This is a genomic window from Parashewanella sp. 2304DJ23-3 (assembly GCF_056591695.1).
The window spans coordinates 143,482-158,465 of the sequence record NZ_JBWQOH010000007.1; the positions used below are offsets into that span (position 1 = coordinate 143,482).

The 14,984-nt window shown below is 35.3% G+C and carries 11 protein-coding genes and 1 other RNA gene; 5 read left to right on the forward strand and 7 right to left on the reverse strand.

Annotation, left to right across the window (positions count from 1 at the left end; translation table 11 throughout):
- Nucleotides 1-148 precede the first annotated feature (148 nt).
- From AC1EU2_RS13825 to AC1EU2_RS13845, 5 genes are all read left to right on the forward strand, one after another.
- Nucleotides 149-2,878 (forward strand): M16 family metallopeptidase, encoded by a 2,730-nt coding sequence (locus AC1EU2_RS13825; protein WP_480298859.1) that lies wholly within the window; start codon nucleotides 149-151, stop codon nucleotides 2,876-2,878.
- A 915-nt stretch (nucleotides 2,879-3,793) separates the two neighbouring features.
- Nucleotides 3,794-4,225 (forward strand): hypothetical protein, encoded by a 432-nt coding sequence (locus tag AC1EU2_RS13830; protein WP_480298860.1) that lies wholly within the window; start codon nucleotides 3,794-3,796, stop codon nucleotides 4,223-4,225.
- Nucleotides 4,226-4,341: 116 nt separating this feature from the next.
- Nucleotides 4,342-4,815 carry a DM13 domain-containing protein gene (locus AC1EU2_RS13835; protein WP_480298861.1) on the forward strand — a complete coding sequence of 158 codons (474 nt, stop codon included), beginning with the start codon at nucleotides 4,342-4,344 and terminating at the stop codon, nucleotides 4,813-4,815.
- Nucleotides 4,816-5,102: 287 nt separating this feature from the next.
- Nucleotides 5,103-7,079, forward strand: a complete 1,977-nt coding sequence (locus AC1EU2_RS13840) for a methyl-accepting chemotaxis protein (RefSeq protein WP_480298862.1) — start codon at nucleotides 5,103-5,105, stop codon at nucleotides 7,077-7,079.
- A gap of 126 nt (nucleotides 7,080-7,205) precedes the next feature.
- Nucleotides 7,206-8,039 (forward strand): 23S rRNA (adenine(2030)-N(6))-methyltransferase RlmJ, encoded by an 834-nt coding sequence (locus AC1EU2_RS13845; protein ID WP_480298863.1) that lies wholly within the window; start codon nucleotides 7,206-7,208, stop codon nucleotides 8,037-8,039.
- 34 nt (nucleotides 8,040-8,073) lie between these two features.
- Here the strand turns inward: AC1EU2_RS13845 and AC1EU2_RS13850 are convergent, their stop codons facing one another.
- From AC1EU2_RS13850 to AC1EU2_RS13880, 7 genes are all read right to left on the reverse strand, one after another.
- A complete protein-coding gene (locus AC1EU2_RS13850) occupies nucleotides 8,074-8,478 on the reverse strand; it encodes an energy transducer TonB (RefSeq protein ID WP_480298864.1) in 405 nt (134 codons plus the stop codon).
- 322 nt (nucleotides 8,479-8,800) lie between these two features.
- Nucleotides 8,801-8,897, reverse strand: an RNA gene (ffs, locus tag AC1EU2_RS13855) — signal recognition particle sRNA small type.
- A gap of 262 nt (nucleotides 8,898-9,159) precedes the next feature.
- A complete protein-coding gene (locus tag AC1EU2_RS13860) occupies nucleotides 9,160-9,993 on the reverse strand; it encodes a hypothetical protein (protein ID WP_480298865.1) in 834 nt (277 codons plus the stop codon).
- Nucleotides 9,986-11,638: an AAA family ATPase gene (locus tag AC1EU2_RS13865; RefSeq protein ID WP_480298866.1), complete on the reverse strand. Its 1,653-nt coding sequence runs from the start codon at nucleotides 11,636-11,638 to the stop codon at nucleotides 9,986-9,988. The genes AC1EU2_RS13860 and AC1EU2_RS13865 overlap by 8 nt, the downstream gene beginning before the upstream one ends.
- Before the next feature lie 473 nt (nucleotides 11,639-12,111).
- Nucleotides 12,112-13,713 (reverse strand): DUF2326 domain-containing protein, encoded by a 1,602-nt coding sequence (locus AC1EU2_RS13870; RefSeq protein ID WP_480298867.1) that lies wholly within the window; start codon nucleotides 13,711-13,713, stop codon nucleotides 12,112-12,114.
- A complete protein-coding gene (locus AC1EU2_RS13875; RefSeq protein ID WP_480298868.1) occupies nucleotides 13,706-13,927 on the reverse strand; it encodes an ABC-three component system middle component 7 in 222 nt (73 codons plus the stop codon). The genes AC1EU2_RS13870 and AC1EU2_RS13875 overlap by 8 nt, the downstream gene beginning before the upstream one ends.
- Nucleotides 13,911-14,705: an ABC-three component system protein gene (locus AC1EU2_RS13880; protein WP_480298869.1), complete on the reverse strand. Its 795-nt coding sequence runs from the start codon at nucleotides 14,703-14,705 to the stop codon at nucleotides 13,911-13,913. Before AC1EU2_RS13880 ends, AC1EU2_RS13875 begins: the two co-directional genes overlap by 17 nt.
- Nucleotides 14,706-14,984: the final 279 nt, after the last annotated feature.

Below are 14,984 nucleotides of genomic sequence, written 5' to 3' on the forward strand. Positions count from 1 at the left end.
TCTCATTATTAACTAAAAAAAGTGCACATTTCAAACGTTAACTTTGGTATTACATTTTTAGAAACATTTAAAAATGAATCTTGTTAAATTAATGTGATAAGTTAGCGGCGTGATAAATCATGTATAAACAATCATAAAAGGAATTATCATGACAACGGCGTTACGTACCAAAAAAACACTATTAGCCAGCTTATTGGCTCTAGGTGCACTTTCATTCAATGCTTTAGCGGCTACGAAAGTGACAGAAGTTGAAGGCATTCAAGAATATCAGTTAGACAATGGCTTACAAGTTCTCCTTTTTCCTGATCAAACCAAAGAAACTGTAACCGTAAACGTGACTTATTATGTTGGTTCAAAGCACGAGAATTACGGTGAAACAGGTATGGCTCATTTACTTGAGCACCTTGTTTTTAAAGGCACTCCAAAGCATAAAGACATTCCAGCGGAATTAAGCAGCCACGGTGCTCGACCAAACGGTACCACTTGGACTGATCGCACAAACTACTATGAAACTTTCGCAGCGACTGAAGAGAATATTAACTGGGCATTAGATATGGAAGCTGACCGTATGGTTAATTCTTTCATTGCCAAAAAAGATCTTGATAGTGAAATGACGGTAGTACGTAACGAGTTCGAACGTGGCGAAAACAGCCCTTTCCGTATTACTTTACAAAACATGATGGCTGCAGCTTATATGTGGCATAACTATGGTAAATCAACCATTGGTGCTCGTTCAGATTTAGAAAACGTCAAAATTGAAAATCTAAAGGCCTTCTACAAAAAGTACTACCAGCCTGATAATGCAACCTTAATCGTTGCAGGTAAGTTTGACGCTGACAACATGATCGATAAAGTTGAAGATTATTTTAGTGTTATTCCTAAGCCTGAGCGTGTAATACCTCCACTATATACTCAAGAGCCAGCACAAGATGGTGAACGCTTAGTAACTGTGCGTCGTGTCGGTGACGTACAGCTTGTTGGTACTATGTATCATGTTCCTGCAGGCTCACATGAAGACTTTGCAGCTTTGAACGTACTGAGTGAAGTGCTGTCTTCTACACCAAATGGTCGTCTATACAAAAAGCTTGTTGAATCGAAAAAAGCATCTCAAGCCTTCGGCTTTAACTTCCAATGGCAAGATCCTGGTGTGGCTATCTTTATGGCCGAAGTAGATAAATCAGCTGATCTGTCAAAAGTTCAAGACGGCATGATTTCAACGCTTGAAAGCATCAAAAGCACACCGATCACAGATAAAGAAGTTGACGCTGCTAAACGAACGATTTTGAAGAACTTAAAATTAGCCTTTAACTCTTCAGAAAAAGTGGCATTAGAGATCAGTGAATGGATTGGTCAAGGCGACTGGCGTTTACTGTTCTTGAATCGTGATCGCATGGAAAACGTTACTAAAGAAGACTTACAGCGCGTAGCTGAGAAGTATTTAACTCAGAACAACCGTACAACGGGTCGCTTTATTCCAGCTGAAAAACCTGAGCGTGTTGAAATCCCACAAGTTAAAGATGTAAAAGACATGCTTAAAGGCTATAAAGGCCGTAAGCAAGTGGCTCAAGGTGAAGCATTCGATCCTTCACAAGACAATATTGACAAGCGTACTGAAGTTGTAACACTGAAATCAGGCGTTAAAGTTGCTTTGCTTGAAAAGAAAACACGTGGTGAATCTGTTGTTGTACGTGTATCTAGCCAAATGGGTGACTTAAAGCACCTAACGGGTATGAACATGGCAGGTGATGCAACTGGCAGCATGCTAATGCGTGGTACTGAGCGTTTAAACCGTGAAGAGCTTAAAAATGAGTTTGATAAGCTTGAAGCCACAGTTCGTATTGGTGGTGGTAGTGAAAATGCAACAGCGAGTGTAGAAACCACGAAAGCAAACTTAAGTAAAGTGCTGCAACTCGTTGCGGAAGTTTTAAAAACACCTGCTTTTGATAAAAAAGAGTTTGACCTCTATAAAGGTCAAGTAAAGGTTGCTGTAGAGCAAAACTTACAAGATCCTCAGCGTCTTGCGTTCAATGCTTATAGCCGTCATCAATCGCCTTTCCCTAAGGGGCATCCTGCTTACACATCAACTTTCGAAGAGCAACTCGTAGCTCTTGATAAGTTAAGCCTGAAGGATGTGAAAAAGTTCCATAAAGAGTTTTACGGTGCAGACCATATGCAAATCGCCATTATTGGTGATTTCGATAAACCTGCGGCGGTTAAACAATTAGAAAAGCTGACCAAAGGCTGGGACAGTAAAGTCGCTTATAAGCGAGTAGATCGTCCATATAAGAAACTTACTATTGAAAACTTAAAGTTTGATACACCAGATAAAGAAAATGCAACTTTTGTTGCCTCTCTTTCTTTACCAATTGGCTATAGCAGTGCAGATGCTCCTGCAATGACAGTTGCTAATTATATTCTTGGTGGTGGCTTCTTGAACAGCCGTTTAGCTACTCGCCTTCGTCAAAAAGATGGCTTAAGTTATGGTGCAGGTTCATTTATGAACCTAAGTCGTTTTAACGAGCGTGCTTCTCTTGGCGCATATGCGATTTGCGCACCACAAAACTTAGCTAAAGTAGAAAAAGGCTTTAAAGAAGTAATCCAAAAAGTGATTAAAGACGGCTTTACTCAAGAAGAATTGGATGCAGCAAAGTCTGGTTTACTTCAAAGCTACAAAGTGAGCCGTTCGCAAGATAAAGAACTTGTTGGCACACTTGCACTTAACCTTCGTCTTGATCGTGATATGCAAATGAGCAAAGATTTTGAGCAAGCAATTCAAGGTCTATCTGTTTCTGATATCAATGACGTCTTCAATAAGTATATAAAACTTGAAGAGTTCACTTTGATTCAAGCTGGTGATATGTCAAAAGTTGAAAAGTAATCTAATTGCTTTTTTTAAAGTGCCGAGAATTTTCTCGGCACTTTAGTTTAAACACTAAGTTGATTATTATTCATTTAGGTCAATGAATTAGTAATAAATATTATAATTCTAGAAACTCCTTTAAGTTTCGATTATGGCAACTTCGCCAACCTCAATTCATCCAATTACTTCTGCAAGTGGTTTGAACTATAAAGCGATGCCACTGCCCCGAAAAATTTTGATATCAAATAGACACCAAATGCCACGATTTCTATATAGATGCACCAAGAGAATTATCAAATGATGAAATTGAAGAGTTAGAGAAACTATTTAAAGAAAGATTTGAATACCCCGTATTAAACCCTAGCCTTCCAAACAGGCCTAACAACCCTCGTTTAGAGTCATTACTTAGTGAATCAGGTGTTAAAGAGTTTAAACAATGTTCGACTAGATATAATGTTGATGGCTTTCAGACTTGGTTATCACAACTTAAAATTCCGTTTGATGACACAATAAATACAGTAAAGATTATAAAAGTATGCTCGCAGACATGGTTATACAAAAAGAAAAGGCAATAGTACACCCATCAAACTTTTCAGATCTCGCAAAGGAATCTAAAGACAAGTCAAGATTTATCTATACAAATCGCTCACTATTACTCATTGAAGCGTTTATCTGCATTAGAGTGATGTGATTACCATCACAATAAAACCTTATCACTTGACAAACCAAAAATGCCACAATCCAAAGACGGATAATCTCGTAATATCAATAGCTTAAAATTTAGATCAAAAACCATCAACATAGTTGCCCACAGATTTTGTGGATAACTTTTTATTTTTGTTTTATCCACAAGCTGAAACCTTAATCGAACAAGTTGTTAAAAGTGATAGCATGTTATATAACCTTATAAAAAAGTACAAAGAGCCAAAAACAATGAGATGGATAGTTCTGTGTTTAACAATTTTTATCTTTGGATGTGATCAATCATCTTCTGTATCTGCTAAATCGCCAGAAGCAAAGTCCATTGAATTTTTGGATAACATCTATAATAAGCGAGATGTAAAAGCAGCCATGACTCTGGTTAATCCAAGGCTAAAAGAGCTACTTAAACACTATCATATCGCCTCCTCAGTTCAACGCCATATGCTCAATTTACCGATGACCAATGTTCAATTTGAAGTTGATGACGTCGACATCGATTTTTTCAGAAAGTTTTCAACTGACGTAAAAGTTAAGGTAAAACTACTGGGGTTAAAAGGCGGAGAAAAGTGGATGGACGATAGAACCCTAAGATTAATAAAACAACAAGGCCAATGGGTAATCGTAGATATTATTCCAGAAAAACATTGGGTTTCTACTCAGTAAAAAATATTATTCGCCAAAGGATAGCTTGAGAACATCATGCTAAAATTTTTTTGTTAGAAAAACGTACTCTACAGGGTCTATAGTTAGCAAGAGTATCCCCTATTGTTATTGTAGAAATGAAGAAAAAACTTTTAATTTTACTGTCTCATCTTTTGTTTGGAATCATTGGTTTTGCCGTAGGTATTTATACACTCCCAATACTCACAGCTTCCAAATCCCCTAGCCCCAGCATGATCTCTGCCAAGATGTCTGAAGCAAAATATACTGCTGAGTTTAAGCGTAACCTCACTGACAGTGATTTATTTCATTGGGGTGATGGTACGCTTTCAGTTAGTGACCGCAACATCGCCTTTAAAGGTAAGCTTGCACCTGGTCCTGATTATCGCATTTACCTGTCTCCAACGTTTATCGACACTGAAGTTGACTTTAAAAAACACAAACATCAAATGACCCAAATTGCGAGTATTAACTCATTCAATGGGTTCATTGTTAATGTTCCTGAAGATGTAAATATCGATAAATTTAACAGCGTGATCATATGGTGCGAGACATTTGGTGAGTTCATTACGGCAGCTAAATACAAACCGTGATGAAATTTACCATTTTAGGCACAATAAACAGAACGCCATACCGTTATGATTGCAATTTACTCAGTCACTTATATTAAAATTAAAAATGGTTGATATATTGTATGTTTTTTATTCAAACAAACTAAAACTCTCTTCCTATAACATTGTAATTACATTACTTTACCACTTGTCTTTTTGACAAAGCCTAAATACTTTCATTTAGGTATTTATTTCGATAGAAAATATATCTCGTAATTATTTAACTTAATTACATACAAATAGTTTGCGCTTTTTAGAGGGAGCTAAAGTTGAAACTTAAAAATAAGTTACTTATTGCTTTTATGGCAATAGGCTTAGTACCAACATTACTTTTAGGGATAATTGCAATATATACAGCGAAAGCATCTATTTCTTCTCAAGTATATAATCAACTTGAAAGTGTACGCTCAATGAAAGCTTTACAGGTAAACAGATTTTTAAAGCGAACTCAAGCAGATACGCTCCTTGCCAAGGATATTTTAAAAGATATTATTCATACAGATTCTAAATTCCCTTTAGATGAACTTACCCATAAACATAGTGCGGTTTTAGAAGATTTTATTAAATTAAAAAATTATTACGACTTATTTATTATTAATAGTGATGGAGTAGTAGTTTATTCTGTTGCAAAAGAATCTGATTACAAAACTAATTTAAATTTAGGTCCATTTAAAAATTCTAATTTAGCGTCCCTATATAAAAGCGTAATTAAATATAAAACTTTTATTGTAGAAGACTTTGCTCCTTACGAACCAAGCCAAAATACTCCTCAAGCTTTTATTGGTACATATTTAGAAGATATCAATAAGCAACCAATCGTTATTGCACTTCAGTTTTCGTCTGGGAACCTAAATGAAATTATGCAAGAGCGACAAGGAATGGGTGAGACGGGTGAGTCCTATCTTGTCGGTAGTGACTTCAGAATGCGCTCTGACTCATTTCTTGACCCCCATAAACACAGTGTTAACAATAGTTTTGCAGGAAGTATCAGCGAAAATGGCGTACAAACAAAGTCAGTTGAATTAGCGCTTCAAGGTAAAACAGGCTCGCAAATCATCACTGATTATAATGGGCATGAGGTTTTATCGGCTTATGCTCCAATTGATTTCTTTGGGATTCATTGGGCACTTATATCTGAAATAGATAGAGATGAAGCATATGCCCCAGTCTACACTATGGTGTACGAGTTATTGATCATCATAGTTATTGCTGTGGTTTCAATTCTGGTGGTATCTCTATTAATATCAAAATCAATCATGACTCCGATTGGCGGTGAACCCAATGACATGGAATTATTATCTCAGAATATTGCTGAGGGTTTACTTAAAGAACAAAGTGAGAGTCCGAGTGCGACAGGTGTATTTAAGTCCATGTTACAAATGAGTAAAAACCTGAGAAATATGGTCTTTGATTTACAACAAGCTTCTGAGCAAGTAGCAAGCACTTCTGAAGAAACCAGTGCCGTTAGCCTCCAAGCAACGAACAGTTTAACTGAGCAACAAGCTAATATTGAGAGTATATCGGTTTCTCTCAACGAAATGAGTGTAACGGTTAATGATGTTGCGAAAAATGCTGTCAATGTTTCAGAGCTGTCTAATCAAGCACACTCAACTTCTGAAAATGCCAATAAACAGATTGAACAAACCATTAACAATATGTCTGAGTTAGCCACTGAAGTGAGCTCAGCGACAGATGCTATTAAGCAAGTTGCGACTGACTCACAAAAAATTGGCAGTGTTTTAGAAGTGATACATGGGATTGCTGAACAAACAAACCTGCTTGCACTCAACGCCGCTATTGAAGCAGCGAGAGCTGGTGAGCAAGGGCGTGGGTTTGCCGTTGTTGCTGATGAGGTAAGGCAGCTTGCTCATAAAACTCAAGAGTCTACTAGCCATATCGAAGATATGATTGGTCACTTACAGCAAGGTACTTCTACGGCAGTAAGAACAATGAGTGAATCAAATCAATTAGCTGAAAAAACCATTAATTCAGCGAATGACAGCGCTATTTTAATCTCTGATGCGTTGAAAGAAATTCAAAACATTGCTGAAAATGCAGAGCTAATCGCTACGGCCGTATCCCAACAGTCTTCAGCTACTGAGGAAATTAATGAAAGCATGCAAAATATTAAATTTGCAGCGACAGAAAATGCGGCTGGAGCAGAACAAATATCTCAGGCAAGCGTTGAACTGAGTGCTTTAGCTACTCAACTTCAAGGTATTATCAATCGCTTTAAATTATCGTAACTTTCATTTATCAGAGTAAAACTGTGACAGTTTTACTCTGATAAATTATTTTATATACATTGACTCTTCGTCTATATATCAAGATCATATGCCACAATCGAAATAAAAGCCGATCTGAGGCCCCTCTTGTTAAGTTACAGACACTCTTTCCATGCCGGCAACTTTGCCGATGTACTCAAGCATATTGTTCAAATTGAGATACTTGAACATTTAAGAAAAAAAGATAAAGCATTCGATTATATCGACACTCACTCTGGAGCAGGGCTTTATCATTTACACTCTGAAAACATGCAAAAATTGCAAGAGTACACGAATGGCATTGCGAAATTAGATACTAAGCAATTCCCTGAAATCCGCAGCTATTTTGAAGCGATTAACTCATTTAACCAAACTGATGAACTTGAGTTTTATCCTGGTTCTCCCGCTATCGCAAAATATTTTTTACGTCCACAAGATAAGGGCTGGTTATTTGAATTACACCCACAGGATTTTGAGCATCTTTCGAAGAATATAAACCGAAACCGTAAAATAAAAATCACCAAAAGCGACGGTTTAAAAGGGATGCTTGGACTTGTTCCTACGGCGAGTCGGCGAGCATTAGTATTAATCGACCCATCCTATGAGATAAAAACAGAGTACCAGCTTGTCGTTGAGTCTGTCATAAAGGCTTATAAAAAATTCAGTACCGCAACTTACGCGATTTGGTACCCCGTTGTAGACAGAAAAAACGTTGATTTAATGGAAAAAACATTAAAAGAAAGTGGTATTAAGAATATTCAGCGTTTTGAACTTGCACTCGCTGAAGATTCATCAGGACGTGGTATGACATCATCCGGAATGTTTGTCATTAACCCTCCTTGGACTCTTCAAAAGAGAATGGAAGATCTGCTACCTAAATTATCAAATGCACTGACCAACCAAGAACATTTATACAAGTGTGACGTTTTAGTTCAAGAGTAAAAACAACAACGGCCTCGTTTGAGGCCGATACCAGCTACTTTATTTGATAGTTTAATGTAAACCCGCACCTTACTTTTATGGGCTTCCCATTTAGCATTGCCGGTTTCACTTTCCAAGTTTTCATCGCATAGTTAGCATGAGTAGCAAAATATTCATAATCTTCAGTAGAAGATACAACATTTGTAATTTTGGCATCAGCAAGAATATCAAACATTACTGTTACCTTCCCACCTTCATGTTTTATCCGCCTAGAAACCGGAAACTTAGGCTCATATCCACTGATAAAGATTGGAAGTACATCTACATTGCTTGGTAAACATTGAGTAAACTTATAATTTTTAATCGGCTTACCAACTTTTCGAAAATCAATATTATTTGTTGAGCAAGAAGATAAAAACAAAGAGACAGTAAAAAACAGTAAACGTTTTAAATAATACATAGATCTATCACGCTATTTCAATTTTTAATATATGTAATTTATCGCTTTCCAAGATCAACTTTGAAAACTTTAATTTTTGTCGCTTTCAGGATTTCTTGGCATAAAACGAACAAGTGAATGCGGGCTGTAGAGGACCGTTTTCAGTTAATATTGGCATAGTTTTCAGCAATAGCTGTCATAAAACAAAATTATTTCAGGAATAACTGTCATAAAACGACCCAATCTTTACAGCTCAAATTGTACCAGAAAACACGATTTATTTATCGTAATCGGTCAGAATAAAATTTGAAAATACTAGAGATAAGAAATGAGGTTGGAGGTTCCTCTAGAGCCACACTCCGGCACATGAGTCATCCGCTGCGGTTGCTATCTTCCGATCCTGGCCGAGTTCACGAATTATCATTGCGAAAGGACCCTAGAGTCACCATAGAATTTCCAGCTGACTGCTGAAATCCACGTAATTATCTTATAGCACCAAAGTCAATTGCAACTAATTCTATTGTAAATCAAGTCAGATGCTTAACTATCAACCAATTTCCTTTAAATCTGTTTATATAGAATTTAATTTATAATGTTCCTAGACAGATTTGAGTTTCAAATATGATAAATGCCTGAATCGCTTCATGAGGAAATATGACAAATCACAAGAGAACAGGTTATCACTTTTTTGGTGCTTCACAATTAAGGACGATTGGCGGTAAAGTAATTGACAATTATAGGATTGTTCAACATTGCCTTATATAAACAAATATCCCATCTATTGTTAATATCTTTTTCATCCAAAGATATATTGTCCTGAAGCATACGGGAGATGTCTACTTTTTTTCGTTCAGCTTTCTTTATCCAGGAAATATACTCAGAATCTGCAAATTTTAACGCATACCCCTTTACATCTAAATTTTCCAAATGCAGTAAAACTCTATCTTTAGCTTTATTGCAAAAGTTATCAGGGATTTTGATATCTAGATCAATGACAGCATTTTTTATGTTTATGGGGTGAGGGAAAGATATTGTGAAATAAAACTCTAATTTTGTTAGAAGCTCTGAATAAAGTGGGTGAATAAATTTAGCAGTGTCTTTTTCATCACAATAATAATGCTCCCATTTTTTAGATGAACAAGATTCACATTGATTAACTAAGTTATTCTTATAAATTGAATACTCTGGCCATTTATTCTTTGGCAAAAAATGGTCCAAAATACTGGGGTTACACGGTCTCCCACAAAAAGGGCACTGTTCTAGTTCATCATTATTTCTTCTACTATTAATAGGTTTAACCAGTAAAGCTGGTTTCTGTTCATAGAATTTTTTAAGTATGCCTTTGTATCTTACAAGCTCAGACTTCTCTGGCTTGCTCGAATACATTCTTATTATTTTGTCATACTTTTTATATTTGTGCCTTATAACTGGTTCTAACCTCTCCAAAGTTGGCACATTTTTCATATCGCTAGCTAGCGCTAGGTCTAACCAATTATCTCGACCATTTTTTTCTCTCAACTTTGTAATATCAATCATTATTCTTATATTCTCTTCTCAATTGATATAGGTAAGTTAATGCATCTTCACCCACTCTTGATGATAGGTCATTGATTGCATCATCAATAGATGGATAATCATTTGATTCAATTATATTTTTTACAATTGCTTCATATGGTTTTGGTGTTTCATAATCGTTGAATATATATCCTGTTATCTTGTCGAGAGAAGTTCCGAAAGTTTCAATTTGTGGAGTAATGAACCTATGTCTTTCCCTATAAACTTTGACATAATTTTTTTTGATCTCTCTGACAATAATAGATGAGTGTGTTGCTATAATTGCAAAAGAAGATGTTTCTTTAAGAATAAGCTTAAGCATGGACACTAATCCAACCTCTAACTCAGGATGTAAATATAGCTCTGGCTCATCAATTAGAATCAATGACTCATCACTTATCTCGCCTACAATTCTAGGAATCATCAAAGAGTATATTATTTGCCCTGAGCTTAGTTTTTTCTCTTTAAAGTCTTCATCTAGCAAAACAATTTCAAGATTTACCCCCTCGAATACTTCTTCACTTTTGTTTTCATTAGCAAACTTATCTAAATCTCTTTGATATAAAACCTTGTTATCAGCCTTTATACCAATATAAGAAAAGTCTATTGCTAGTTTTAAAGTGTCTGTAATCAATCCTAATCGTTCAAAGTCTCTTATCCAGCTATTTTCTCTATCATCATTAATTGCATTTATAAGCGAAATAGCGCTCTTTTTCTTCGCTAAATCAAAATTCAAACTATTACCTTCAGACCTTAACCCGATATATGAGTAATTATTAATAAGGTCAGTTCGTAACTCTCTCTCTTGTTTTTCTTCGTCTTCATATTCAGAGTCAATATTAAGCTGTTCGTCTTTTATTATCTTAACTTCAGACTCAGTTAAAAAATTATCAAATGGTGAGAACGAAACAACTACTAGCTTAAGAAAAAATGGCAGTTCGAGTTCATTATTATCAAGTGCCAAATACTGACTAGCTACAGACTTTAAGGTTTCTGTTTTTCCCTGGCCATTTTTTCCAACAATAACATTTATGTTTCCGTTTAAATCATCGTTCTTATCAAAATGGAATAATACAGGGTTGCTTTTATTTACATTAGCACTTACATCGAATTCAACTAGTTTTTTATATGAACCAATTGCAATAGCATACCCTTTATCTAAGATAGAAGAATCACTATTATCTCTCATAAGGGACAATTCAAAACCAGGCCAAGATTTATATAAGGGTAGATTTTCGATATGATAACTTGCATCATTTAATTTTTTTAAAAGTTTTTTTACACTTTTCTTGCCTATTCTTAAATGTTTTAGTTTTGAGTAATAGTCAATACTTTCTCCAATAGAAACAAATTTATACCTATTTATCGCTCTTAAATGAAAGGTACCTTCACTTTCTTTAAAACTGTTCTTGATAAATTCATGACTATTATTCTCATTTTCAAACAGTAACTTTATCAACCCTAAATTATGCCGACTACCATCAATATAAAGAAATGCTTTAAATGTTATTTTGTAAGTATAATCATCCCATAGATAGGTAAAATTAGTACCATAATAATCAGGAGTAAGAACAAGAAGATTTTTCGCCTCTAACGGAATATCTCCAGTACAATAAACAACCTTCACTTTATCACCACCACTATTAAATAGGTTAAAATTAATACACTAAAAACTGTTTCATTAACTGTCCCGTTATTTCACTCATTATTCTTCCAATCATTGTTTTAGAAGGGAGTTATCTGACACTGTCAGTTAATTAGTTAACAAAGCTTAAGGCCTAAATTTCTCTCTATGCTTTAGGTGACTTAAAGTAGTACCTCTTCTCACCTTGCTTGTTTTAGTTGTCACATCCAATATAGCCCTTTTCAGGACTGGAATCTTCTCGTTAGTAATGCCGAGAGGTGCTTCTACTGTGTTTACTGGCCTATTTGTAGACTCACATACAGCCAGTCACAACTCAACTTGCCGATGTTAACAATGCTAGAGTGAACTACCATTCTAAAAAGTTATGTTACAGTTCTGAGTATGCCAGCAAGCATCACTGGCACATTGATGGACAAAAGTGAATCAGCACTCTTTTTAACTTAATAAATACTCGACTAGTTTTCTTTATTTTTCCATTTTATACCGAAAGCTACTCGATTTTTATTCAATTTAATAAACTCTGATTCATCAATTAGTTTTTTCGTTGATGCTTTATATTTTGAAACTTCATCGATAGATATAAATATTTGCTTTTTAAAGCTTGAATAAATAGAAATCAGATTTTCTATTGAGGCAACATCCATATTTTTAAATAATAGACTGTCATGGATGACGCAAGGTAAACACGTTTTCTCTAAAAGGGTCAAATCTAAAGAAATCATATTAGCAAACCCTTTACCAGTACCTCTATCATCACCTCTATCAAACTTATAGTCGGAATCATGCAAGTACAATTTAGGACTGATTGGTTTATCTAAATAGATTTGACTTATGTACTTGCGTAGTCCCTCGTTTATTGATGTCTCGATGTTATTAATCGAGTCGACTAGCTGATCTTTGATGTCCCCCTTAAGGTCGTTAATTCTTTGTCTTACTTCTCCATTCTTTTTCCAGAAGTCATTTTGTTTAGACAAGTCTTTTTCGAGGCGATCTAGCTCAATAAGTTTTTCAAGTAAGTAAACAGAATCTTCCTTTGAGTTTACGATCTTTAGAAGCTCTTTATCGATATCATCAATTTGATATTTGATCTCGTTAATAGTCAAGATGAGTGACTTCTTTTCTTCGTTTAGTTGACTCCGCATGATCTTACTAATACCACTATGAAATGAATCAACTTGTGACAGCCTTTCTTTATCTATGTTAGGGAAGAAATCAACAAGCTCATTAAACCCTTTACTATTATTTAATCTCGTTTTAGATAGACTACTCTCAATCCGGCTAAGGCTAGTTTCATGTCTAATTTTCAAATCAATCAAAGTGTCTTTCTTGCGTTTTAACTCAGCATTTTCAGCACTAATTATTGATTTGATATCTGTAACATTTGCTCCTAATGCTTTTTTTAAGGCAGATATTTGCTCTTTCAAGCTCTCAAGTTCAGTTTGGTTTTTTTTGAAAATTGTCTTATTAATCTTGACTATAGCACCAGTATTGAATGTACCCTTTATATCTTTCTGAACGTCAGTCTCAACCTTTTTGTCTTGTTCCAGCTTAGAAATAGCACTGTACTCATCAAATAGTTTCAGGATTCTTTTTCTAATAGCTAACCATTTCTCTTTTGACACTATATCGAGAGGACGTTTCTCGTTGTAGTTATCCCTTTGATAGATCCTAAAGTACGCACCGACGCACTCTCTAAAACTAAGGTCATATCGATCAATAATATATTTTTCTCTCAGAAATTTTCTATATTCATCTATTGTAAGAAGAATTTTATCCTCTATGTGATATACACTGTCGCTCGTACCTGTATTACGGATGAAGGTATACTCTTTGTCGAACTCAAAAACAAAGCCCACATCAAAATTATTCAGGTTTTTAATTACATCATCACATTTTTCAGGAAAGTCACTTCCACCAAAAGCGAAGTCAAGTAACATCAATACAGAAGATTTTCCTATTGAATTATGCGCATCATTCGCACCGACAACGGAGTTCAAACCTGTTTGAAACGTCAAAGTCGTTTCTACCAGCTTTTCGCAACTTAATGATTTAAGCAATTTTAATTACCCCGTTGGTTAGGTCTAAGTCTATTTTTTTTAATACGAATAAGACGTCTAAAGCTTCAATATAATCAGGAATATCAACAAATATCTTCTTGTTTTTTGAGTACAGCTCTAGAACATCATTAATGTCATCTAATTTTGATAACAGCTTCGCTGCTTTGAAGACAACACTTTCGTCAATGGATATGATCTTATTTGGGACTATCATATGAAAATATCTCGCAGTGTTGAATGAAATACGAAACCAAGACTTCTGCTTTTATCCTCTCATTAATACCAGTATTCACCATAAACCACTCACACATTAGATCGAAAACTTCACTTTGACCTACCCCCTCCATTTCCAATAAGCTGTAGTACGAACGTATTTGGCTGCATATAAATAATGAACTAGCTTTTCTTTGCTCTTCTAAACGTTTGAAAGACTCTTTGACATGAGTAAAATAGGTCACCACAAACGCACTGACTTTCATTTCGTATATTGCTCCAAATGTCTCATCAGTTTTCTCTGAAATTCTTAGAGCGTTATATGAAAGTTTGCTAGTATTAAGCTCTTCTCTGCTCAACTGACTAATTCTTTCAGCGACTATTGAGATGTCTTTATGTAAAGTTTGAGTGTCCCATGTTTCGGTAAGATCCCGGATCCTGTTAAATGCCTTTTTGATTTCAACTAGCTGTCGATACTCTTCTACCGTTTTCTTAGTGTCATATATCTTGTGACACTCTTTACACAAAGCAATGAAGTTACACTCTGAATCGATATCATCACAAAGCAACTCTTCATCTTTTAAAAGAGCTACCTCTCGTTCTGTTGCATTTAGCGGGTATATATGTGCTACATCAAAAACTCGAACAGGGACTTTTCTGTCTGATGTTTTTCGCTTGATAAGATTCTTTCGACATAGAGGACACTTACTCTGAACTTCTGATAGTAGGCTCATTTTAACTGTATCGCTAACTTGAGCACGCCTTAGCTTCTCTGCCAACCTAATAATGCTCCCTAAAGAGAATTGTATTGATAATGGTTAGCCTACCTTAAATAGGGCAGGCTTCAATTCCGACATGTATTATCGCACAAAAAACATATAGTTATAACTTTATTTTTGTGGCTAAATTAAAGCTATGACCTTGTCTTTTTCCTACTTCTAGCTGAAATATTTTAAATCGGAGTTACTATTATTCATTGAAGTTGATTCCAATTCACTCTGTAACAGCTTTGAGTCTGCCTATGTTCATTCAGCAGTAGTAAATTAATGCATAAATGA

Coding starts and splice junctions, on each gene's coding strand:
- AC1EU2_RS13835 (WP_480298861.1), top strand. CDS start 4,342: ATGAAGAAAAAACTTTTAATTTTACTGTCTCATCTTTTGTTTGGAATC.
- AC1EU2_RS13825 (WP_480298859.1), top strand. CDS start 149: ATGACAACGGCGTTACGTACCAAAAAAACACTATTAGCCAGCTTATTG.
- AC1EU2_RS13850 (WP_480298864.1), bottom strand. CDS start 8,478: ATGTATTATTTAAAACGTTTACTGTTTTTTACTGTCTCTTTGTTTTTA.
- AC1EU2_RS13875 (WP_480298868.1), bottom strand. CDS start 13,927: ATGATAGTCCCAAATAAGATCATATCCATTGACGAAAGTGTTGTCTTC.
- AC1EU2_RS13830 (WP_480298860.1), top strand. CDS start 3,794: ATGAGATGGATAGTTCTGTGTTTAACAATTTTTATCTTTGGATGTGAT.
- AC1EU2_RS13860 (WP_480298865.1), bottom strand. CDS start 9,993: ATGATTGATATTACAAAGTTGAGAGAAAAAAATGGTCGAGATAATTGG.